The sequence below is a fragment of the Olleya sp. Hel_I_94 genome, assembly GCF_007827365.1.
Classification (GTDB): domain Bacteria; phylum Bacteroidota; class Bacteroidia; order Flavobacteriales; family Flavobacteriaceae; genus Olleya.
Window position 1 is genome coordinate 2718921 of the sequence record NZ_VISI01000002.1, and the last position, 23698, is coordinate 2742618.

Consider the following 23698-nt stretch of genomic DNA (forward strand, 5'->3'; position numbering starts at 1 on the left):
TCTCATAAAAGAGTATCACTTCATTTTATGTGTCGCAATGATTAATAAATATATAAAATGAATCAAGATTATATACAACCAGACAAGTGGTCCATAATTGAAGAAGGTTTTGATGCAGATCGCGTTAAGTCTTCAGAAAGTTTATTCAGCATCGGTAATGGTGCAATGGGTCAACGTGCTAATTTTGAAGAGCAATATACAGGTCCAACTTTTCAAGGAAGCTACATTGCAGGTGTTTACTATCCTGACAAAACCAGAGTGGGTTGGTGGAAAAATGGTTATCCAGAGTATTTTGCTAAAGTATTAAATGCACCAAATTGGATAGGTATTAATGTAGAAATTAATGGTGAACAACTAGATTTAAACACGTGTGTTTCTGTTTCTAATTTTAGAAGAGAATTAAACATGAAAGAAGGTTGGTTGTCTAGATCGTTTACTGCAACGCTTCAAAACAAATTAGAAATTGAAGTGAAAGCACTTCGTTTTTTAAGCTTAGATTTAGATGAAGTTGGTGCAATTAATTACCAAGTAACACCTATAAACGGAGAAGCAACAATCAAGTTTCAACCGTATTTAGATTCAGGAATTACAAATGAAGATACCAATTGGGACGACCAATTTTGGGACACTTTAAATGTAAGTTCAGAAAACGAGCAAGCGTTTATTGAAGCAAAAACAATGAAAACAGGTTTTCATACTTGCACATTTATGCAGTCTTCGGTTTTTGTAAATAATACAAAACAAGAGCAAACACCAGAAATTGATAAACAAGCAAATGCTATTGCATTTACCTATACAGTTTCTGTAAATACAGGTGAAACAGCAAGTATCCAAAAGTTTGGTGGTTACACAGTAGATAGAAACCACGATAAAAACCAATTAGTTTCAGCAGCTAAAAAAGCACTAGATACTGCTTCAGATTTAGGATTCAATGCACTTTTAAATAATCAAAAAGAGGCTTGGTCAAAAATTTGGGAAATGTCAGATATCACAATCAATGGTGACGTAAAAGCACAACAAGGTATTCGTTTTAATATTTTCCAATTAAACCAAACCTATTTAGGAAAAGATTCTACATTAAATATTGGTCCAAAAGGATTTACAGGAGAAAAGTATGGTGGAAGTACCTATTGGGATACAGAAGCATATTGTATACCGTTTTACATGGCTACCAAAGATCAAAAAGTAGCACGAAGTTTACTTAAATACCGATATAATCATTTAGAAAAAGCGATTGAAAATGCTGAAAAATTAGGGTTTAATAACGGAGCAGCATTATATCCAATGGTAACCATGAATGGCGAAGAATGCCATAACGAATGGGAAATTACCTTTGAAGAAATTCACAGAAATGGAGCTATCGCATTTGCTATTTTTAACTACTATCGTTACACAGGTGACTATAGCTATATTCCAGAAATGGGATTAGAAGTTCTTATTGGTATTGCTAGATTCTGGCAGCAACGAGCTACTTTTTCTACAGATAAAAACAAGTATGTTATTTTAGGTGTTACTGGTCCAAACGAATATGAAAATAACATCAATAATAACTTTTATACCAACTATTTAGCAAAGTGGTGTATTGATTATGCGTTAGAAAATATAGAGAAAGTTAAAGAAGGGCATCACGACGATTACTTGCGTATTGTAGGCAAAACAAAAATCACCCACGAAGAGTTACATGCTTGGCAAAAAGTAGCAGATAATATGTTTTTTCCATATTCGGAAAAACATCAAGTATACCTACAACAAGATGGCTTTTTAGATAAAGAATTAATTACGGTTGCAGATTTACCAAATCAAGATAGACCAATAAACCAGAAGTGGAGTTGGGATCGTATTTTACGTTCGCCTTACATAAAACAAGCAGATACGTTACAAGGTTTTTACTTCTTTGAAGATCAATTTTCAACCGAAGAATTAAAACGTCATTTCGATTTTTACGAACCATTTACAGTGCATGAAAGCTCATTGTCGCCTTGTGTACACAGTATTCAAGCTGCTAAGTTAGACCAAATGGAACAAGCGTATACGTTCTATTTACGTACGTCTCGTTTAGATTTAGACGATTATAATAAAGAGGTTGAAGAAGGTTTACATATTACCAGTATGGCTGGAACCTGGATGAGTATTGTAGAAGGTTTTGGTGGTATGCGTGTTAAAAACGATATGCTGAATTTTGAACCTCGTATTCCTAAAGAATGGGATGCGTATTCGTTTAAAGTAAACTTTAGAGATCAAATTTTAAAGGTGAATGTATCCCAAGCAGAAACGACTTTCGAGTTAGAAGGCAATTGCGATTTAGATATTATAGTAAATAATAAACCAGTAACAGTGTCACCAAATAATTTGGTGAAAGCATAAACTAAACACACTAATTAAGATGAAAAAATTAATACATCTAGCATTAATCATTTTAATTAGTGTTAGTTTTTCTTGTCAGAAGGAAACTGAAAAAACAACAACTTCTGAAGTTATAACCAAAGTTAAAAACGATATCGAGCGTATCGAACCACCACATTGGTGGACAGGTTTTAATACTACACAAGTACAATTATTGGTGAAGCATCCTAATATTTCGGAAGCAACACCTAGTATAAATTATGCAGGAGTTTCTATTGAAAAAGTGCATAAAGCAGATAGTCCTAATTATCTGTTTTTAGATCTAAATATTTCAGAAAGTGCTAAAGCAGGACAATTCAATATTCATTTTAAATTTAATGAAGAAAAAGAGCTTGTTCAAACCTACGAATTAAAAGCACGTGTAAAAGAGGCTTCCGATTATCAAGGTTTTGATAGTACAGATGCTATTTATCTAATCACTCCAGATCGTTTTGCAAATGGTAATATTTCTAATGATATAAACGAAAGTTTAAAGGAGAAAACCATCGATAGAAAAGACGATTATGCACGTCATGGTGGTGATTTACAAGGCATTATTCAGCATTTAGATTATATAGAAGAAATGGGTTTTACACAAATTTGGTCGTGTCCTTTATTAACTAATGATATGGAAAGAGCTTCGTATCATGGTTACGCCATGACCGATTTTTACCAAGTAGATCCACGTTACGGAAGTTTAGAAGAATACCAAGAATTAGCTGCAAAAGCCAAAGAAAAGGGTATTGGTATAATCATGGACCAAGTGGCTAATCATTGCGGAAGCGAACATTGGTGGATGCAAGATTTACCATTTAAAGATTGGGTGAACCAACAAGAAAGTTTTGAGAATAACAAACCATTAAATAATTCTAATCACAGACGTACCAGTAACCAAGATTCGTATGCTTCCAAACGCGATAAAAAAGAAATGGCAGAAGGTTGGTTTGTACCAACAATGCCAGATTTAAATCAGCGTAATCCGTTTATGGCAAACTATATTATTCAAAATAGTATTTGGTGGGTAGAAACATTAAATTTAAGTGGAATTCGTCAAGACACTTATCCTTATCCAGATAAAAATTTCATGTCTAATTGGGCAGGAGCAATCATGAACGAATATCCTAACTTTAGTATTGTTGGTGAAGAATGGAGTTACAACCCATTACTAATTAGCTATTGGCAAGAAGGGCATGACAATAAAGATGGTTACGATTCTAATTTAAGGTCGACCATGGATTTTGCAATGCAAAACAATATTGTGGACGCTTTAAATCAAGAAGAATCTTGGGATAAAGGTTTGGTTAAAATATATGAAGGCTTAGCAAACGATTTTGCATATGCCTCTCCAAAAGATATTATGGTGTTTCCAGACAATCATGATATGAGTCGCATTTTCACACAATTAAAAGGGGATGTTACAAACACAAAAATGGCATTGAGTTATTTGCTTAGTTTACCTAGAATTCCGCAACTATATTACGGAACAGAAATTTTAATGGACGATTTTGAAAAACCTGGAGATCATGGTTTGATTCGTACTGATTTTCCTGGAGGATGGGAAGGTGATACTGTCAATGCATTTTCTGGTGAAGGTTTAACAGATGCGCAAAAAGACATGCAGGCATTCCTTAAAAAAGTATTGAATTACAGAAAGTCTAGTGATGCCATCCATAATGGAAAAACCATCCATTTTGCTCCATTGATGGGAACGTACTTTTTGTTTAGAGTTATTGAAGGTGAAACTGTTGTCCATATCATTAATAAAAATAGCGAACCAATTAGTTTAGATTTAAAACGTTTTGAAGAAGTTGGTTTGCAAGGTAAAACATTAAAAAACATAGTAACGAATGAAACTTTTGTTTGGGAAGATGAAATTACCTTAAACGAAAGAGGAAGTGTGTTATTATCTACTAAATTATAAATTAAATGTCGCCTCGAGCGCAGTCGAGAGGTCTCCATCATAATGAAAAATATTATATACATATTATCTTTTTTACTATTTCAATTCACCTTTGCTCAGGTTACCATAATAGTAGAAGCACTTCCAGAAGACACACCAAAAGACGCATCCCTATTTATTTCTGGAGATTTTGAAGGTTGGTCTGGCGGACACAAAGACTACCAATTACAATTCGTAAATGGTAAGCATCAAATAACACTACCTAAAAAAGAACAACGCATTTTATTCAAGTTTACCTTAGGGAATTGGGAGACTTCAGAAAGTACCAATACAGGTGAAACTATAGATAATCGTACCTATAAATTTACAGAACCAAACGATACGTTAAAAGTAAAAATCGCAGGTTGGAGTCATTTATTTGATCTTCAGGAAGCATCAACAGCTTCAAAAAATGTTACTGTTTTATCTGAAACTTTCAACATACCACAACTCAACAGAAAACGTCGTGTTTGGATGTATTTACCTGCAGATTATAAAACGTCTAAAGAAAATTATCCTGTAGTGTATATGCACGATGGACAAAATGTTTTTGATGCTAGTACGTCTACATATGGTGAGTGGAAAGTAGATGAAATTCTAGACAAACTATTCAAAGAAAACCTAAAACTAATCGTAGTTGGTGTCGATAATGGTGAGTCCAAACGCTTAGATGAATATTCTCCATGGACCAATGCTAAATATGGTGGTGGTGAAGGTGACGCATACATCGATTTTATTGTCAATACATTAAAACCCTACATAGATACTAATTATAATACCAAAAAAGATAGAGCTAATACAGCCATTTTTGGTAGTTCTATGGGAGGATTAATTTCGCATTATGCAGCTTTAAAACATCCAACAGTTTTTGGTAAAGTTGGTGTGTATTCTCCTGCATTTTGGTTTGCTCCAGAAGTCAATGATTTTACTAAAAAGCACGCTAATCTTCAAAATACCAAAATGTACTTTTTAGCAGGAGGAAAAGAAAGTGAAAACGCAGGTTATATCGAGATTAGCCAAACCGTTACAGACATGAATAGTATGATTTCTATATTAAAAGATAACGGATTTCCAAAAAAAAACATACAGTCTAAAGTCGTTCCAGAAGGGAAACATAATGAGGCTTTATGGGGAAACAATTTTGCTGAAGCTATAACGTGGTTGTTTGCAGATGCTATTAAAAAAAGAGAGTTCAAGACAGCAACCTTTCAAGACAATCAATTACATATTCAGGTTTCAGATGGAAATTATAAAATGCATTTTTACCATCCTGAAATTATCGAAACTACATTTTTGCCAACAGGTGAAACATTTGATAAAGAGTCACACGCTGTTGTTATAGATAAAGTACTTTCTGAGGTGAAATTTAATGAAACAGAAAATGAAATTACTTTTCAATCTGAAAAATTAACTGTAAAAATCACCAAGTCTCCTTTTCATATTTCGTATTGGAAAGATGGAAAAAAAGTTACTTCTGTGAAAAATAGTTTTCAAAAAACGGACGACTTTGAAACCATTAGTTTTAATTTAAAACTAGAGGAAGTACTGTATGGTGGAGGCGCAAGAGCGTTAGGGATGAATAGACGTGGTAATCGTTTAGAGTTGTACAATAAAGCACATTATGGTTACGAAGATAGTAGTGAGTTAATGAATTACACGATGCCAATTGTGGTGTCTTCTAACAAGTATCTTATTCATTTTGATAATGCACCAATTGGCTTTTTAGATTTAGATAGCAAAGCTGATAACACACTAACATACGAAACTATTTCTGGTAGAAAAACCTATCAAATTGTCGTTGGTGATTCTTGGTTAGATCTTACTAAAAACTATACTCAACTTACAGGAACACAACCTATGCCACCACGTTGGGCTTTGGGTAATTTTTCTAGCCGATTTGGATACCATTCACAAGAAGAAGTAACTGCTACAGTAGAAAAATTTAGAGAAGAGAATATTCCTCTAGATGCGATAATTATTGACATTTTCTGGTTCGGAAAAACTATTCAAGGTACTATGGGAAATCTAGCGTTTGATCGTGATTCTTTTCCAAACCCAAAACAAATGCTAAAAGGTTTAAAAAATAATAATGTTAAAACCGTTTTAGTAACAGAGCCGTTTTTATTAACCACTTCTAATCGTTGGGACGAGGCGGTAAAAGCAGATGTTTTAGCTAAAGATTCTATAGGAAATCCGTTTACTTACGATTTCTATTTTGGTAACACAGGATTGATAGATATTTTCAATCCGAAAGGAAAACACTGGTTTCAAAATATTTATAAAGACTTGGCCGATTTAGGAGTTTCTGGTGTTTGGGGAGATTTAGGAGAGCCAGAAGTGCATCCTAAAAATCTAATACACGCCACAGGAACAGCAGACGAAGTACATAATATTTATGGTCACCATTGGGCGGAATTAGTACAAGATATGTACACACAAAATTTTCCAAACACAAGACCATTTATTTTAATGCGTGCAGGAAGTTCTGGATCGCAACGTTTTGGAATGATACCTTGGTCTGGAGATGTTAACAGAACTTGGGGAGGATTGCAAAGTCAGCCAGAAATTGCACTGCAAATGGGACTGCAAGGATTAGCCTATATGCATAGCGATTTAGGTGGTTTTGCTGGTAATAATTTAGACGATGAGTTGTATGCGCGATGGTTACAGTATGGTGTATTTCAACCAATTTACAGACCACATGCACAAGAAGAAGTGCCTGCAGAACCTGTTTTTAGAAGTGATAAAGCGAAAGCCTTTGCTAAAGAGTCTATCGAATTGCGTTACCAATTACTACCATATAATTACAATTTAGTATTCGAAAACAACCAAACTGGTGCGCCTTTAATGCGAGCCTTGTTTTTTGAAGAGGAAGACAATAAAAAGTTGCAAACCAATGCGTCAACTTACCTTTGGGGAAATGACTTTTTAGTGACACCAATTGTACATTCAGAACAAAAAGAAGCTGAGGTTTATTTTCCGAAAAACAGTAATTGGTTTGATTTTTATACCAATAAAAAAGTGGAAGGAGGACAAGCACTTTCTGTTAAAACGCAAGAAAATAGTATTCCAACGTACGTTCGTGGTGGCGCATTTATTCCAATTGCAAAACCAATGCAAAGCACTGCAGAATATGACGGAAACACCTTCGACTTACATTATTATTTTGATGCTTCAGTTACAGAAAGCGAGCGAACTCTTTATAATGACGATGGCTCAACAAAAAATGCTTTTGAAAAAGGAAACTATGAGATTTTAGAGTTTGAAGCAGAAACATCAAACAACAATTTAGAACTAGAATTTGAAGCAGAGATAGGTGTAAATTACTCTGCATCAACAAAACAAATTGATGTAATTATTCACAATTTTCCTAAAGTACCAAAACGCATAAAATTCAATAGAAAAAAAATAGAGTTTAACTATAATGAAGTTTCAAAAACATTGACTTTTCAGGTGAATTGGAATACTTCAAAAGAGGTAGAAGCACAAATTAAATATTAAATTTAAAATGAAAAAGAGCATACTTTTAATCGTATTAACTATTCTTATTTTCGGTTGTAAAACTGATAAAAAAGCAAATCAAGATATCGCAGAAAACATCAAAAAAGAAGAGGTTAAAACACCTTTTGTATGGGAAGCTGCAAATGTCTACTTTTTATTAACCGATCGTTTTAATAATGGCGATAAAGCCAATGACGTAAATTATGGAAGAACTAAAAAGACTGCTGTTTTACGTGGTTTTGAAGGTGGCGATTTACAAGGAATCACGCAAAAAATTGAAGCGGGTTATTTTACAAATTTAGGAATCAATGCCATTTGGATGTCGCCAATTGTTGAGCAAATTCATGGAGCAACCGATGAAGGTACTGGAAACACCTATGGATATCATGGCTATTGGACTAAAGATTGGACTAATGTCGATGCTAATTTAGGAACCAAAGAAGATTTAAAACAACTAGTGGATGCTGCACACAAAAAAGGTATTCGTGTGTTGTTAGATGCGGTTATTAATCACACAGGTCCTGTTACAGATCAAGATCCTGTTTGGCCAAGTGATTGGGTTAGAACAGATCCGCAATGTCAATATGATAATTACGAAAACACCGTAACGTGTACTTTAGTAAAAAACCTTCCAGACATTAAAACCGAAAGTAATGAAGCAGTTGAATTACCACCACAATTGGTTGAGAAATGGAAAGCCGAAGGTCGTTATGAAGAAGAAGTTGCAGAATTAGATGCCTTTTTTAAAGCTACAGGTCATCCTCGTGCACCTCGTTTTTACATCATGAAATGGTTAAGCGATTACATTACAGATTTTGGTATTGATGGTTACCGAGTAGATACCGTTAAACATACTGAAGCTTTTGTTTGGCAAGAGTTTAAAGACGTTTGTGATAACGCTTTCGCGGAATTTAAACAGCAAAACCCAAACAAAGTTTTAGACGATAATACATTTTACTTGGTTGGAGAAGTGTACAACTACGGAATTTCAGCAGGAAAAGCATTCGATTTTGGTGATAAAAAAGTCAACTATTTTAATGATGCATTTAACAGCTTAATCAATTTTGAATTCAAATGGAATGCTGCACAGCAAACCTATGAAGAGCAATTTAAAACATACGATAGTTTATTACATACCAATCTTAAAGGTTATAGTGTATTAAACTATTTAACGTCTCATGACGACGGACAACCTTTCGATAAAAATAGAAAGAAAACCTACGAAACAGCAACACGATTATTACTATCTCCTGGAGCGTCACAAATATATTATGGAGATGAATCTGCAAGAGATTTAACCATAGAAGGTACTGATGGAGATGCTACTTTAAGAAGTTTTATGAATTGGGAAGAACTTTCTCAACAACAAGATTTGCTTATCCACTGGCAAAAATTAGGGCAATTTAGACGTAAACATCCTTCCGTCGGAGCAGGAAAACATACGATGCTAAGCAATGCACCTTACTTTTTTAGTAGAAGCTATACCAAAGGAGATTTTAAAGATGAGGTCATTATTGGTATTGATATTCCTAAAGGAAAACATACTATTGATGTGTCTTCAGTATTTAACGAAGCCTCTCAAATTGAGGACTTCTATTCTGGAGAAATTCTAGAAGTTACAAACGGAAAAATCACAATAGATACAGAGTCTAACATCCTATTATTAGAAAATATTAAATAAAAATTCACATGAAAAAACTAATCTTATCCCTTGCAATACTTAGTGTTTTTGCTTGTAAAGAAGAGAAAAAACAAGAAGATACTAACGTTGTTACAGAAGAAAAAGTAGCAATACAACCTATTTCGGCTTCCGATTTAGAAACTGCTGTTATCTATGAAGCTAACATCAGACAATATTCACCTGAAGGGACTTTTGAACAATTCACAAAAGACATTCCGCAGTTAAAACAATTAGGTGTAAAAGTGATTTGGTTAATGCCTGTGTTTCCTATTTCAGAAACAAAACGTAAAGCTACAGGAGGAGAAGACAGCAAGTTTGCAACCGATTTTCCTGAAGCAGAACAAGATAAATATTTAGGTAGTTATTATGCGGTTTCAGATTTCACTAAAATTAATCCAGAATTTGGGACGATTGAAAATTTTAGAGACTTAGTAAATACAGCTCACGATAATGGAATTTATGTGATTTTAGATTGGGTGCCAAATCATACAGGTTGGGATCATACTTGGTTAAAAACCAATCCAGAATATTACACACAAAACGATAAAGGCGAAGTCGTACATCCTGTAGATACAGATTGGACAGATGTTGCCGATTTAAACTACGACAATCAAGAGATGCGAAAAGCAATGGTTGCAGACATGAGTTATTGGTTGACAGAAGAAGGCGTTGACGGATTTAGATGTGACGTTGCAGGATCTGTGCCAACTAATTTTTGGGAGCAAGCGATACCAGAATTGCGAGCAAAAAAAGACATCTTTATGTTAGCTGAAGCTTGGGAACCAGAATTATTAAAAGATGGTTTATTTGATATGGCTTACGGTTGGGATAGACATCACGCCATGAATGCAATTGCAAAAGGAGAAAAGGGTGCAACCGAATTTACTAGTGCTTTGCAAACCGATTTTGATCGTTACGCAAGTGACGATATTTTAATGAATTTTGTAACCAATCACGATGAAAACTCATGGAATGGTACCATTAAAGAACGCATGGGAGACGCTAGTGAAATGATGACTGCTTTGGCTTATGTAACTCCAGGAATGCCACTAATTTATTCTGGTCAAGAGTATGATTTAGACCATAGATTATTATTTTTTGAAAAAGATAGTTTCCCTCATATTAAAGGAACCACTTGGAAATTATTAGAAAAATTAGCAACATTAAAACAGAATAATGCTGCTTTACATGGAGGAAAAGCTTCCGCTAAATACAACGCAATTGATAATGGAAAAGATGTAATTTCATTTTCAAGAACAAAAGATAATGATGAGGTTGTATTTATTGCAAATGTTTCAAAAGAGAATACTAAAGTAAACCTTGTTCAAAAAGGGACATATTTAGATTATTTGTCTAATAAAACCATAGAATTAGAAGGTGATGCAATCCCTTTAGCGGTTAATGAATTTAAGATTTTAGTTAAAAAGTAAAAGAATTAGTAATTCTTCTTCATAAAAATATAGAAAAGTGCCTGATGGTGCTTTTCTGGTTTAATAAATTGTCAGTTTTTACAAGAAAATGCGACTAACCATAATAATGCGTATTTTTGCATTACATTATTATTATAAATGATCGATTTAAACGACAATATAAATTTACCTTTTTCGTTACAAATAAGTTTTAATAAACTTATTGAGCGCTATAATGACTTGGCTAAAAGTGAAGATTCCTTTATCGCAGCCAAAGCAAATCGCATATTAGAAATAGGACAGGCTAATCCTGTATTAAAAGAGGGATTTAGTAAGATTTCTGTATTGAAAAAATATGAGAAAGAAATCGCAATATTATTGGAAGATTCGTTTAGCGAGGTTTTAAGTCTAAATGAAATTAAAACAGCAAGTGTACCCTATCATAATTTTATTTTTAATGCTTCAAAACGTTTTGAAAATATAATAAAATCAGCTGGTCCCGATTTTGAATTGGTAATTAAAAATATGCCAGAAAATGATTGGTATATTCTTAGTTGTACAATTATAATGAGTTTTTGTTATAACTATGACACTAATTTTAAAAGACCATTATATTATGAGATTCCGAATGAAAATGGTATTGTAAGAATTTACAAGATTACTTATAATGCAGATTTCATGGAAATTATTCCTACTGAAGCTGCACCTAAATTAACGGATAAAGACTTTGACGAATTATTAGATAATTTTGAAAATATAGAGTTGTGGAAAGAAAAATTTCCTCCTAACAGTTATGTGTCAAAAGGATTTGTAATATCTAACATTTTTGATGTTACGGACGATCAGTCTATTTCAAACATAAAAACAACCTTAATAAAAAATAGTAAACGTAAAGACGAAAGCTTTATGGTAGATTTTCAAAAAGTCTTCCGTTCGTTATTAGGGGTTACTGATTTGGAGGTTGGATTTTCTATTTATAATAAAGAAGAAAATACCTTAATGAAGGTGCATGATTCTAGCATTAATAGTTTTTTGCTTAAAGCTAAAGAAGAGTTTAAGTGTGAGAATTTATTTTGTCATTACAGTTATGATAAAATTTTAAAAAGTAAAGCTAACCTTGCTATATCTGATGTAGATGCTAATTTTGAAAAATCTAAAGGTAAGGCTCCTCAGGTTAAAGTTTTAAAAGAGCAAGGTTTTAAAAGTGCCATTTTTGCACCAATAGCAGAACAAGGTGATTTACTTGCTGTTTTGGAGTTAGTATCTAAAACACCTAGAGCTTTAAATAGTATTAATGCCAATAAACTAGCAGACGTTATGCCTTTTATTTTGTCTGCTGTTAAGCGCTCTAAATTAGACGAGGCAAACTTAATACAGGCTATTATACAACGCGAATGTACTTCTATACATCCAAGTGTAAAATGGAAATTTGAAAGTGCTGCACGTAAGTTTATGCAAGAGGAGTATAATGGTAATGAAAACCCATCTTTTAATAAAATTAGTTTTGATAATGTTTATCCATTATTTGGTCAGATAGATGTTAAAGGATCGTCTGATGCTAGAAATAATGCAACACAAAAGGATTTAGCGCTTCAATTAAAATTAGTAGAAAAGATCGTTGAAAAAGCTTTTGATCATCAAAAATTACCAATTTTTGAGCAATTATTATTTCAGGTTAAAAGTTATCAAATTGCTTTAAAAAATGATTTTAAAGTTGATAGTGAGCAAAAAATCACTCATTTTTTTAAATATGAAATAGAGCCACTTTTTAAATTTCAACTTAAATCAAAATCATTTATAACCCAAGACATTGAGGATTATTTTGCTAAAGTAGATGCTAATCTTGAAGTGATATATTATTATCGTAAAAATTATGATGATACTATTAGCTTGATAAACAAAAATATGTCTGCCTTGTTAGATAAAAAACAAGTAGAAGCACAAGCTATGTATCCTCACTTTTTTGAGCGTTTTAAAACGGATGGTGTTGAGCATAATATGTACATTGGAGAGTCTATTACAAAAGAAGATTCGTTTAACGAGTTATACTTATATAATTTAAGATTGTGGCAAATGCAAGTCATGATTGATATGGAAACGTCTTTTTACACCAAACAGCATAAATATCCTATCGCGCTTGATGTTGCATCAATGATTTTAGTGTTTAATCAACCGTTATCTATTAGATTTAGAGCAGATGAGAAACACTTTGATGTGGATGGTACTTATAATGCAAGATACGAGGTGGTTAAAAAACGAGTTGATAAAGCTAATATTAAAGGTACAGACGAGCGCATTACTGCTAAGGGTAAGTTAACAATTGTCTATTCTCAGCAAGAAGATGAGTTTGAATACTTAAAATATGTTAGATTTTTACAATCAAAACATAAATTAGGTGATGAGGTAGAAATATTAGAGTTAGAGGATTTGCAAGGAGTAACTGGCTTAAAAGCTATTAGAGTTAATATCTTGTATCAAGACCAAAACAATACAAAGCAGTTTTACACGTATAACGATTTAATGCAGGCTATAAAATCCTAACCAACTAAAAGTTGGTTAAGATTTTGAGGTAGTATGTATTGTATTTGCGATGTTGTATCTAATACATCCTGAATATTTACACCTGGATTGTTTTTTACAGCAATACCAAAAGCAAGTAGTGATATAATAATACCTATCATAAATACAGTGTATGTTATTCTTAATAAACGGTATTTTCGTTCTAAAACAATTCCTAAAAAATATAAATCTTTAGTCAGTGACTTGTAAATGTACTCCTTGTCATTTATCATTTCATTAATAGCCCATTCAAATTCGTTAAGTTTCATTTTATGAAAATTCCCAAAAAACGTTAAGTTAACTTCTTTGTTTTCTACATCTTCTTTAGTGAATTGACCACTAGTTACATTGGGTCTTGTAGCAATTATGGACATTACCATAGATACAACACTAAACAGAGTGAAAATCACAGTAGGCCAAGTTAGATAAGGGTTGGTGTCTAATTTAGAAATTAAATTAGCCAATACAACCGATATAATAATAGCATTAACAGATAATAAGATGTTGGCTTTAGTGTCCGCAATGTCACTTAATTTAATGTGATTTCGTAGCGCAGTTCTGTAAAACGATTGAATAGCACGTTCTGGACTTTCGTTTTTATATTGGGCTTTGTACTTTGCCTTTAGCTCTTCTGTATTTTGTTTCTTTTTTTGTTTCTTTTTTGCAAGGATCAGCTTAGCAAGATTTTTTTCTTTTCTTTGTTGCCAATTTTGTAAGGCATAATCCGTATAATAACTGTGTTTTTTAGATAAGACTTTAATGTTCTCGTCAAGCCATTCTCTTGGTGTGTAGTTTGCAATACCTGCTAATTCTAACTCTTTTCTTAAAAACTCGCTAGCTTCCGGAAAGTATTTTTTTCCAAAATGAGAGGCATCAGCATCGCGTAAAATTTTCTCTAATTCGGTTTCTGGCTTACTATCAAATTTTGTAGCTAGTATACAATCTTCAACAGCTTTAATAGTTTTTTCGTCTACATTTTCTGTAGTCAAAAATTCTCTAGCTATTTGTGCGCTAACCTCCTCATGGCCTTCTCTTTTTTTAGTGTAGCCCACATCATGTAATAAAGCTGCTAATTGAAGTATTTGCGCATCATTAACATCAATTTTAGAGTTTTCTATAATTTCTTTCGTACTTTTAAATACTCGTAAGGTATGCGTGTGATTGTGATAGACTATCGTGTTTGGTAGCTCATTTTTAAGGAGTTCAAATACAAAAGCTTCGGTTTTTTCAATTAGTTTAGACATGAGTGCATAATTATTCTTATCCAAAGTACTAAAAAAATAAAACTCTCAACCTTTAATGACAAAAAATAACATATTTCTAACGTTTGTTTTAGCTTTTCTATTGACTAATTGTGCCAGTTTTGAGGCGCAATATAAATCAGAAGATAAAACTGTAGTTGCATTACCAAATAAACCAATTGACAAAACGTTTTACTTAGTTGGTGATGCAGGAAAATCACCAATGGGTGGATTTAGTAGTGGATTAACTGCATATAAAAACCTAATAAAACAAAAAGATACCAAAGGTGACTATACTATATTTTTAGGAGACAATATTTATCCTGCAGGTCTACCAACAAAGGAAGATCCATATTATGACGAAGCTAAAAACCATTTACAAGCACAAGTAAATGCTGTTTCTGGTTTTAATGGTGAAGTATTGTTTATTCCTGGAAATCACGATTGGTACGCAGATGGTTTAAATGGGTTAAAAGATGAAGAAAAATTTATTGAAGACGCATTGGGTAAAAACACATTTCAGCCAGAAAACGGTTGTCCGTTAGAAGTGGTCGAGGTTAGTGATGGTATCGAGTTAATTATCATTGACACACAATGGTATTTAGAAAACTGGAATGATCATCCTACTATAAATGACGAGTGTGAAATTAAAACAAGAGAACGCTTTTTATTAGAATTAGAAGGCGAGTTTAAAAAAGCACAAAATAAAACCGTTGTAGTTGCTATGCATCATCCCATGTATACTAATGGTACTCATGGTGGATTTTATAGCGCAGATAAACATTTGTACCCAACACAAAGTAAAATTCCGGTTCCAATATTAGCTTCATTTTTAACGCAAGTTAGAACACAAGGTGGTGTTTCTATTCAAGATAGGTATAACGAGCGTTATAATAAGATGATGAATCGTATTGAAACCTTAGCTTTAGAGTATACAAATATAATTTTTACATCTGGGCACGAACACAATTTACAATACATAGAAAATAATGGAATCAAACAAATTGTATCAGGTTCTGGTGCTAAACAATCTGGAGCAGCCTTAAGTAATAATGGTTTATTTGCCTATGGTAAACAAGGTTTTGCAACACTAACAGTATTTAAAGATGGAAGTAGTTATGTTAGTTTTTATGGTGAGGATAATGAGCAGCCAAAACTGTTATTTACCAAGCAAATTGCTGAAAAAAACGCGTCTCAATTTGATTTATCAACATTACCAGATAGCTTTTCACCGACTATTCAAGCCTCAATTTATACTGAAGAAGAAACTCAAAAAACAGGTGTTTATAAAACATTTTTTGGAGAGAAATATCGTGATATCTATAGCCAAAAAGTAGAAGTTCCTATTGCTACATTGGATACGCTTTATGGTGGTCTAGAAATTGTTAGAGAAGGTGGAGGTCACCAAACAAGATCTTTAAGATTACAAACTAAAGATGGTCGACAATTAAATATGCGTGCGTTGCGCAAAAGTGCTACACAGTATTTGCAAACGGTTTTGTTTAAAGAAACATACTTAAAAGATGATTTTGATAAAACTAAAGTCGAAGATTTAATATTAGATTTTTATACAGCAGCACACCCTTATGCGTTTTCAGTAGTTCCAGATCTGTCACATGCAGCAGGTGTGTACCATACTAATCCTAAATTGTTTTATATACCAAAACATAAATATTTAAAGGATTACAACTATAATTATGGTGGCGAATTATATTTAATTGAAGAACGTCCTGAAGATAATTATACAGATGAAAAAAACTTTGGTTATGCAGATGATATTGAAAGTACACATGACATTATTAAAAAAATTAGGACTGACGAAAAATATAAAATAGACGAAAATGCTTTTATTAGAGCACGCCTTTTTGATATGCTTTTAGGAGATTGGGACAGACACCAAGACCAATGGAGATGGGCTCAGTTTAACCAAGATAATGGAGATAAATTATATAAACCTATTCCTAGAGATAGGGATCAAGTGTTTTCTAATTTTGATGGTGCTTTATTAGATATTATGCGTTTTATTTCTGGATCAACTAAACAGCTTCAAGTGTATGATGGTGAGTTGAAGGATATAAAATGGATGAATAGTGCAGGTATTAAATTGGATAAAGTGTTAATTCAAAATTCTGATAAATCTGTTTGGATTAAGCAAGCACAATACTTGCAAGATAATATTACAGATGCTGTTATTGAAGAGGCTTTTAGTAAAGTTCCAAAAGAAGTACAAGAAGAATCTTTATTGCAGATAAAAACATTTTTAAAAGAAAGAAAAAATAACTTACTAGATATAGCAGAGCGTTATTCTGATTATCTTAATCAATTGGTGATACTAACTGGTACAGATAAGGATGATTATATTGAAGTTAATAGGATTGCAGATAATCAAACGCAAGTTGTAATTTCAAGAATAAAAGATGGTAAAAAAGCAGATGTTATAGTAGATCGTACTTTTGATAAGGATATAACTAAGGAGTTATGGATTTATGCTTTAGATGATGATGATATAATTGAAGTTAGCGGTAAAGCTAGTAACTTAATTTTTACACGTATTATTGGTGGGCAAAATAACGATGAATATATTATTAATAATGGAAGACGTGTACGTATTTATGACCATAAATCAAAACCAAATACCATAACTAAAAACAATGGAGCTAAGGTTAAATTTACAGATATTTACAATAATAACCTGTTTGATTTTCAGAAAAACATAGTTAAAACAAGTGTGGTTACCCCAAGTCTAGGGTATAATCCAGATGATGGTTTTAAAGTAGGTGTAGGCTTAAATTATACTGTTAAGGGATTTTCTCGTAACCCATACTCGCAACAACATCGTTTTAAAAGTGGTTACTTTTTTGCAACTAGTGGTTTTAGTTTAAATTATGATGGTGAATTTGCAAACCTTTTTGGCGAATGGAACTTGCATGTCGCAGGACAACTAACAAGCGAGAATTTTACCAATAACTTTTTTGGTTATGGTAATGAAACCGTTAACAATGATGATGACTTAGATTTAGATTATAATAGAATTAAAACAAGTATATATGCAGCTAGTGTAGGTGTCCTTAAAAAAGGAGATTTTGGATCTGATTACGGAATAAAAATAACTACAGAAGCTGTAGAGATTGGAGAAACACCAGACCGTTTTATTGAAACACAAGAACCGTCTGTAAACACAACAGACTTTTATAATAGACGCTTTTTCGCAGGTTTAGAAGGGAATTTTAATTATCATAGTTTTGATAATGCTATAAATCCTTCCAGAGGGATGACCTTTGATTTAGGTGTAGGAGGTAAAACCGAAGTTAAAGACTCTAAATACACATACGGATTTGTAAATACTGCTTTAGGGTTTTACAACGCGCTATCTACAAACAGAAAACTAGTTTTAAAAACAGATGCACGCGCACAAATGCGATTTGGTGATGATTTAATATTTTATCAAGCAGCAAATATTGGTGGAGCCAATGGACTGCGTGGTTACAGGTTGCAACGTTTTACAGGTCAAAATAGTTTAACAGGTAGTGCAGATATTAGATATAGCTTTAATCAGTTTAAAACAAAAACGTTACCATTACAATTAGGTGTCTTTGTTGGAGGTGATGTAGGACGTGTTTGGACTAAAAATGATGCGTCAAAAATTTGGCATAATGATTATGGAGTTGGATTTTGGGTGACTGCAGCAGATAGTGTTTCTGGAACATTTAACTTTTTTAATAGCGAAGAAGGATTACGTTTTTCTTTTGGATTTGGATTAAATTTTTAAAACCCAATTAATGAAAAATGTTATAGTTAATGGTTTTGAATATTTAAAAAAACTTGAAAGTAAAATTGCTTTTTACCCTTCGGTTTATAGCCTGACAGGATTGCTGTTTACATTTTTTATGTACTATGCAGAAAATAGAGGTATATCGTCTTATTTAGTAGACAATGTACCTTTGTTGGTTATAAATAATTCAGAAACTGCATTTAATATTTTAACCACGTTTATTGCTGGACTAATCTCTATAATGGTTTTTAGTTTTTCCATGGTAATGATATTGTTAAATCAAGCATCAAGTAACTTTTCGCCAAGAGTCTTACCTGGTTTAATATCTAATAAGCGTCATCAAAAAATATTAGGTATATATAACGCAACGTTGCTATTTTGCATCTTTACTATGGTAGGTATAGAGCCTGATGGAGGCGAAAACCAATTGCCAGGCTTTTCAGTATTATTGGCTATTGTATTTATGGTTATCTGCTTAGGTGCTTTTATTTATTTTATACATTCTATTTCGCAAGAGATTCAGGTTCATAGTATCATGCAACGCATATTTGATGAAGCTAAAAATAGACTAGATAAACTTATACATTCAGAAGAAGATATAACTCAAGAGTTTCCAAATACAGATGATTGGACGGTTTATAAGTCACCAGCAACAGGCTTTTTGCAAGATATTATATTAGACCCTTTTAGTCAACACGCAAAACAAAATGACAATCAATTTGAAATTGTAGCAATTAAAGGACAATACGTATATAAGGACAAGCCTTTATTTAAAAGTAAAACAAAACTTAAAGACGAAGCTCTTGAAGATTTATTAGCTTATTTTCTTTTTTCAAGAGACGAGATTATAGAAGACAACTACGTTTTAGGCTTTAAGCAAATTACCGAAATTGCTGTAAAAGCGATGTCTCCTGGTATTAATGATCCTGGAACAACTATTATCGCGATAGATTATCTTGCAGAACTTTTTCAAAGCAGAATGTATAAAAACGATATAAGTATCTTGTTGGAAGATAATAAACCAGTAGTAAAAATTAGCTCTGTGACATTTAAAGAGTTACTATATTTTGTTATGGCTCCAATTAGGACTTATGCAAAGCACGACGTTATTATAGTTAATAAATTAATTAATCTATTTCAGCATTTAGCATTTAATATAGATTGTGATAATAAAGGCTATTTAGCAGATATTGATAACGAAGTTAAACGCTTATCAATAGATGCTAATAGTGCTATAAGTAATCAGGAGGATTTAAAATTAATAAACGACAGGTTAAAATCTTTTAATCTATAATTTAAACTTATAAATGTTATTATCTTCTTTACCAGAGTCTTCGTCTGTAATATAAATAGACGTGTTATTTATAAAGCAAACACCTTCTTTTTGACTATCATGATTTAATGAGATGCTCTCTACATTACCATCAAAAAAAGCATCGGATTTAAAGTTTGTAAGTTTCCAAATCCTATCATGATTTAATAGTATAATGGTAGAGCCATCAGGACTGATGTCTGCAGATGTTACACGTGTATCTTTTCCTTTTAGTTTGTAGTCTGTAACATACGTTGCAACGTGAGACCCAATGGTGTTTGGTACTTTAATAACCATTGTTTTTTTATTCTCTTTACTAAAAATATAAAAGTCATTATTCCATAAAAAGAAAGCTTCAAAATCTTCAGACTTAATATCATCAGGTAATGTAAAGCGTATAGTTTCAGCTTCTGTTTTGTCCTTAATGTTTGCTATGTTATTGACTTTATATATAAAAAAGTGGTCTCGTTTTCTTGAGTTATTTCCAAAATCTCCAATGTATAAATTCCCATTGTTGTCAGCAGCTAAGTCTTCCCAGTCATGGTTTTTAATATTGCTAATATCTATATCTTTAATAATATTACCTTTTTTGTCTAAACCATACACATTGTTTTTATTACCTGCATCCTCAATAGTCCAAATTAAATCAGATCCACTAATTAATTGTGCTGCAGAAGCTTCGTCCAAATCACCATCTATGGATCCTACTACAGTTAGTTTTCCTGTGTTGCAAGACATAAAAAGTAATGCAAAAACTAGTATTGGTTTTAAATGAAAAGTCATAAATTGTCATGTTTAAAATAAGATTAAATATAGGCATATAACAAGCCAGACTAAAGTTTGTAATCTTAAAGTATTTATAAAATTAATGAACAAAATATTAAAATTTGGTCATAGAGGAGCAAAAGGTCATGTGACAGAAAACACTTTGGAGTCAATCCAAAAGGCTTTGGATTTGGGTGTCGATGGGATCGAAATTGATGTTCACGTGTGCAAAACAGGAGAGCTAGTTGTTTTTCATGATTTTACGTTAGATAGAATTACGGATGGTACAGGAGAAATTGGTAAATTTTCGTTATCGGAATTAAAGCAATTAAAGGTTGAAAATCTACATAGTATCCCAACGCTAACTGAAGTATTAGATTTAATTGATAATAAAATTTTTATAAATATTGAGTTAAAAGGCGAACATACCGCTAATCCAACTTGTGCTGTAATTAAAGATTACGTGGACAATAAAAATTGGACAATGGACCATTTTATTGTTAGTAGTTTTCAAGAAAAAGAGTTGCTTGACGTGTTTAGTTGCAACCCTAATATAGTATTAGGCGTTTTAACAAAAGCAAGTGTAAATCAAGCAGTTGCTTTAGCTAAGCGGATTAATGCAAAAGCAATACATCCTAATTTAGCATTGTTAAGTAAGGACAATGTTAAACAAACACAAGACCAAGGTTATAAGGTTAATGTTTGGACAGTCAATACTAAGCAAGCTATTGCACGTATGAAAAGCTATAATGTTGATGCTATAATAAGTGATTTTCCAGATAGATTATGAAACAGTACGATGTAATAATAATAGGTGGTGGTGCAGCTGGTTTTTTTGCAGCAATTAACATTGGTGAGTTATATCCCAATTTAAAAATAGCTGTTTTAGAAAGAGGTAAAGATGTACTAGGTAAGGTTAAGGTGTCTGGTGGTGGACGTTGTAATGTAACACATGCCGAGTTTGTTCCGCAAGAATTAACCAGTTACTATCCAAGAGGTGAAAAGGAACTTTTAGGACCTTTTCACACCTTTATGACTGGAGATACTATGGAGTGGTTTGAAAATAGAGGCGTATCATTAAAAATTGAAGACGATGGACGCATATTCCCAACCAGTAATAATTCGCAAACCATTATTGATTGCTTTTTAAACGAAGCTGATAAATATAATGTTGAGGTATTAACAAATCAATCCGTAACAAGTTTTAGCCCAATCGACCAGCAATGGGAAGTGGTTACAAAATCGGACCATTTTACAGCTAAAAAACTTATTGTGGCTACAGGAAGTAATCCTAAAATTTGGTCTTTTTTAGAGCAGTTAGGGCATACTATTATCAAGCCTGTACCTTCATTGTTTACATTTAATATTAATGATGCAAGGATTAAAGATATTCCAGGTGTTGTGGCTCAAAACGTAACAGTTAAAGTAATAGGGACTAAGTTAGAGTCTTCAGGTCCTTTATTAATTACACATTGGGGAATGAGTGCGCCTTCCATATTAAAACTATCAGCTTTTGGTGCTTTAGATTTGGCTAAAAAAGAGTATAAATTTGATATTGAAGTTAATTTTGTAAACCAAGATTTTGAGGACGTGCTGTCAGATTTAAAAACATATAAGCAAGACTTGTCTAAAAAAACAGTGTTTAAAGCAGCACAATTTGATATGCCAAAACGGTTATGGAAAATGTTAGTTGAAGCTGCAGGAATAACTGAAGATACGCGTTGGGCAGATTTAAATAAATCCCAATTAGATGATTTGGCTGGTCAATTAACTACAGCAATTTTTAAAGTAGACGGAAAAAGTACGTTTAAAGAAGAATTTGTTACAGCAGGAGGAATAGATTTAAAGGAAGTTAATTTTAAAAATTACCAAAGTAAATTGCATAGTAACCTGTATTTTGCTGGCGAAATTATTAATGTTGATGCCTTGACAGGTGGATTTAATTTCCAAAATGCATGGACAGGAGCTTACATTGTGGCTAAAAATATTGAGATTTAATATGGAGACTTTTATTGTGTTTTTAAGAGGTATTAATGTTGGAGGACACAACAAAATAAAAATGCTAGATTTACGTCAAGTGTTATCAGAGATAGGCTTTAATGATGTAAAAACGTATATTCAAACAGGTAATATTATACTAAAAACGGATTTAAAAGACAAAGCAATTATAACCAGTAAGATAGAGGAGTCTATTTTAAATCATTTTGGTTTTAACATACCAACTCTAGTAAAAACAAAAGCAGACCTTGATTTAATATTTAAAAAATGTCCTTTTACTGATGCAGAAAAAGAAAACAGCTATTTTGCTCTACTTTATAACGCTCCAAGTCAAAGTCAAATCACAGCATTATCAAATTATGATTTTCCAAATGAAAAATTTACTATAACTAACCAGTGTATCTATCTTTATTCAAGTGTAGGTTATGGAAGGACTAAGGCAAATAGTAATTTTTTTGAAACTAAATTAAAAATCAAAGCTACCGCTAGAAATTTTAAAACACTTACTAAGGTAGTATCGCTAATAAAAAATTAGTTTTTGTTTCGAATAGCATCCCAAGACATTTCTATTGCTAGATCTATTTCCTCTTTTGTCATGTCCAATTCTTCGTTACTCTTTAGTCTAACTGCAGATATTACGGTTCCAAAAGCCATTTGCAAAATTAATCTTATAGGTACATTTCTAACATGCTTTTCTTCAATTCCTTTTAAAAAGAAATCTCTAATGTTAGCAATATAAGGTACAGATTGATTAACAATCTCTTTAGATATAATTGGTGGTGCAGCAACGTACTCGACAAATTGAAAAGCTAAGGGGTTTCCAACAAAGTAGTTGTACAAATTGGACCACATGGTTTCAAATTGTGCTTTAAAATCGCCTTCAGGTAAATTAGCCATTAAAACCACACCATAATCTTGAACAATCATCTTGTATAGTTCTTGTATAACCTCATTTTTATTTTCAAAATAATGGTATATCGTACCAACAGCTACATTAGCTTCTTTGGCGACTTGAGACATAGGTGTAGCGTGTACACCTTGTTTAACCACTAATTCTAACATAGTGATTATTATACGTTGTTTTTTGTCCATTTAGACAGGTTGTATTTTATGGTAAAAAGCGGTGAGGCGAAGTTTTA

At 32.5% G+C, this 23698-nt stretch carries 14 protein-coding genes; 11 read left to right on the forward strand and 3 right to left on the reverse strand.

Annotation, left to right across the window (positions count from 1 at the left end; genetic code table 11):
* Window positions 1–57: 57 nt before the first annotated feature.
* The 6 genes from JM82_RS15290 to JM82_RS15315 all read left to right on the forward strand — a co-directional run bounded on the left by JM82_RS15290 (window position 58) and on the right by JM82_RS15315 (window position 13453).
* Window positions 58–2364 carry a glycoside hydrolase family 65 protein gene (locus tag JM82_RS15290; protein ID WP_145006039.1) on the forward strand — a complete coding sequence of 769 codons (2307 nt, stop codon included), beginning with the start codon at window positions 58–60 and terminating at the stop codon, window positions 2362–2364.
* A 19-nt stretch (window positions 2365–2383) separates the two neighbouring features.
* A complete protein-coding gene (locus tag JM82_RS15295) occupies window positions 2384–4303 on the forward strand; it encodes a glycoside hydrolase family 13 protein (RefSeq protein ID WP_145006042.1) in 1920 nt (639 codons plus the stop codon).
* Between the two features lie 42 nt (window positions 4304–4345).
* The gene (locus JM82_RS16570; RefSeq protein WP_145006045.1) at window positions 4346–7822 is read left to right on the forward strand and encodes a TIM-barrel domain-containing protein; all 3477 of its coding nucleotides are present in this window, start codon (window positions 4346–4348) and stop codon (window positions 7820–7822) included.
* A 7-nt stretch (window positions 7823–7829) separates the two neighbouring features.
* Entirely contained in the window at window positions 7830–9503 is a 1674-nt protein-coding gene (locus tag JM82_RS15305) for an alpha-amylase family glycosyl hydrolase (protein WP_145006048.1), read from the forward strand.
* Between the two features lie 8 nt (window positions 9504–9511).
* Window positions 9512–10933 carry an alpha-amylase family glycosyl hydrolase gene (locus JM82_RS15310; RefSeq protein ID WP_145006051.1) on the forward strand — a complete coding sequence of 474 codons (1422 nt, stop codon included), beginning with the start codon at window positions 9512–9514 and terminating at the stop codon, window positions 10931–10933.
* 138 nt (window positions 10934–11071) lie between these two features.
* Window positions 11072–13453 carry a GAF domain-containing protein gene (locus JM82_RS15315; RefSeq protein WP_145006053.1) on the forward strand — a complete coding sequence of 794 codons (2382 nt, stop codon included), beginning with the start codon at window positions 11072–11074 and terminating at the stop codon, window positions 13451–13453.
* Here the strand turns inward: JM82_RS15315 and JM82_RS15320 are convergent.
* Complete coding sequence (locus JM82_RS15320; RefSeq protein WP_145006058.1) at window positions 13450–14715, reverse strand: Pycsar system effector family protein; 1266 nt, start codon at window positions 14713–14715, stop codon at window positions 13450–13452. The genes JM82_RS15315 and JM82_RS15320 overlap by 4 nt on opposite strands.
* A gap of 55 nt (window positions 14716–14770) precedes the next feature.
* Between JM82_RS15320 and JM82_RS15325 the strand changes: the two genes are divergently transcribed.
* Window positions 14771–18481, forward strand: coding sequence for a metallophosphoesterase (locus tag JM82_RS15325; protein ID WP_145006060.1), 3711 nt, complete (start codon window positions 14771–14773; stop codon window positions 18479–18481).
* A gap of 10 nt (window positions 18482–18491) precedes the next feature.
* Window positions 18492–19778 carry a DUF2254 domain-containing protein gene (locus JM82_RS15330; protein ID WP_145006063.1) on the forward strand — a complete coding sequence of 429 codons (1287 nt, stop codon included), beginning with the start codon at window positions 18492–18494 and terminating at the stop codon, window positions 19776–19778.
* On the opposite strand, the gene JM82_RS15335 is transcribed toward JM82_RS15330, so the two are convergent.
* Window positions 19773–20579: a hypothetical protein gene (locus JM82_RS15335; protein ID WP_145006066.1), complete on the reverse strand. Its 807-nt coding sequence runs from the start codon at window positions 20577–20579 to the stop codon at window positions 19773–19775. The two genes, JM82_RS15330 and JM82_RS15335, sit on opposite strands and share 6 nt — an antisense overlap.
* An 85-nt stretch (window positions 20580–20664) precedes the next feature.
* Between JM82_RS15335 and JM82_RS15340 the strand changes: the two genes are divergently transcribed.
* Genes JM82_RS15340 through JM82_RS15350 form a run of 3 tightly spaced genes read left to right on the forward strand, consistent with a single transcriptional unit; the run spans window position 20665 to window position 23094 of the window.
* A complete protein-coding gene (locus tag JM82_RS15340) occupies window positions 20665–21351 on the forward strand; it encodes a glycerophosphodiester phosphodiesterase (RefSeq protein ID WP_145006069.1) in 687 nt (228 codons plus the stop codon).
* Window positions 21348–22559, forward strand: a complete 1212-nt coding sequence (locus JM82_RS15345; protein ID WP_145006072.1) for an NAD(P)/FAD-dependent oxidoreductase — start codon at window positions 21348–21350, stop codon at window positions 22557–22559. The genes JM82_RS15340 and JM82_RS15345 overlap by 4 nt, the downstream gene beginning before the upstream one ends.
* Window position 22560: 1 nt before the next feature.
* Complete coding sequence (locus JM82_RS15350; protein ID WP_186439230.1) at window positions 22561–23094, forward strand: DUF1697 domain-containing protein; 534 nt, start codon at window positions 22561–22563, stop codon at window positions 23092–23094.
* On the opposite strand, the gene JM82_RS15355 is transcribed toward JM82_RS15350, so the two are convergent.
* A complete protein-coding gene (locus JM82_RS15355) occupies window positions 23091–23651 on the reverse strand; it encodes a TetR/AcrR family transcriptional regulator (RefSeq protein ID WP_145006078.1) in 561 nt (186 codons plus the stop codon). The genes JM82_RS15350 and JM82_RS15355 overlap by 4 nt on opposite strands.
* Between the last annotated feature and the right edge of the window lie 47 nt (window positions 23652–23698).

What these genes read in the sequence shown, in the direction of transcription:
- JM82_RS15335 (WP_145006066.1), bottom strand. Translation starts at nt 20,579, where the DNA reads ATGACTTTTCATTTAAAACCAATACTAGTTTTTGCATTACTTTTTATG.
- JM82_RS15290 (WP_145006039.1), top strand. Translation starts at nt 58, where the DNA reads ATGAATCAAGATTATATACAACCAGACAAGTGGTCCATAATTGAAGAA.
- JM82_RS15320 (WP_145006058.1), bottom strand. Translation starts at nt 14,715, where the DNA reads ATGTCTAAACTAATTGAAAAAACCGAAGCTTTTGTATTTGAACTCCTT.
- JM82_RS15310 (WP_145006051.1), top strand. Translation starts at nt 9,512, where the DNA reads ATGAAAAAACTAATCTTATCCCTTGCAATACTTAGTGTTTTTGCTTGT.
- JM82_RS15340 (WP_145006069.1), top strand. Translation starts at nt 20,665, where the DNA reads ATGAACAAAATATTAAAATTTGGTCATAGAGGAGCAAAAGGTCATGTG.
- JM82_RS15330 (WP_145006063.1), top strand. Translation starts at nt 18,492, where the DNA reads ATGAAAAATGTTATAGTTAATGGTTTTGAATATTTAAAAAAACTTGAA.
- JM82_RS15350 (WP_186439230.1), top strand. Translation starts at nt 22,561, where the DNA reads ATGGAGACTTTTATTGTGTTTTTAAGAGGTATTAATGTTGGAGGACAC.
- JM82_RS15355 (WP_145006078.1), bottom strand. Translation starts at nt 23,651, where the DNA reads ATGGACAAAAAACAACGTATAATAATCACTATGTTAGAATTAGTGGTT.
- JM82_RS15305 (WP_145006048.1), top strand. Translation starts at nt 7,830, where the DNA reads ATGAAAAAGAGCATACTTTTAATCGTATTAACTATTCTTATTTTCGGT.
- JM82_RS15315 (WP_145006053.1), top strand. Translation starts at nt 11,072, where the DNA reads ATGATCGATTTAAACGACAATATAAATTTACCTTTTTCGTTACAAATA.
- JM82_RS16570 (WP_145006045.1), top strand. Translation starts at nt 4,346, where the DNA reads ATGAAAAATATTATATACATATTATCTTTTTTACTATTTCAATTCACC.
- JM82_RS15325 (WP_145006060.1), top strand. Translation starts at nt 14,771, where the DNA reads ATGACAAAAAATAACATATTTCTAACGTTTGTTTTAGCTTTTCTATTG.
- JM82_RS15345 (WP_145006072.1), top strand. Translation starts at nt 21,348, where the DNA reads ATGAAACAGTACGATGTAATAATAATAGGTGGTGGTGCAGCTGGTTTT.
- JM82_RS15295 (WP_145006042.1), top strand. Translation starts at nt 2,384, where the DNA reads ATGAAAAAATTAATACATCTAGCATTAATCATTTTAATTAGTGTTAGT.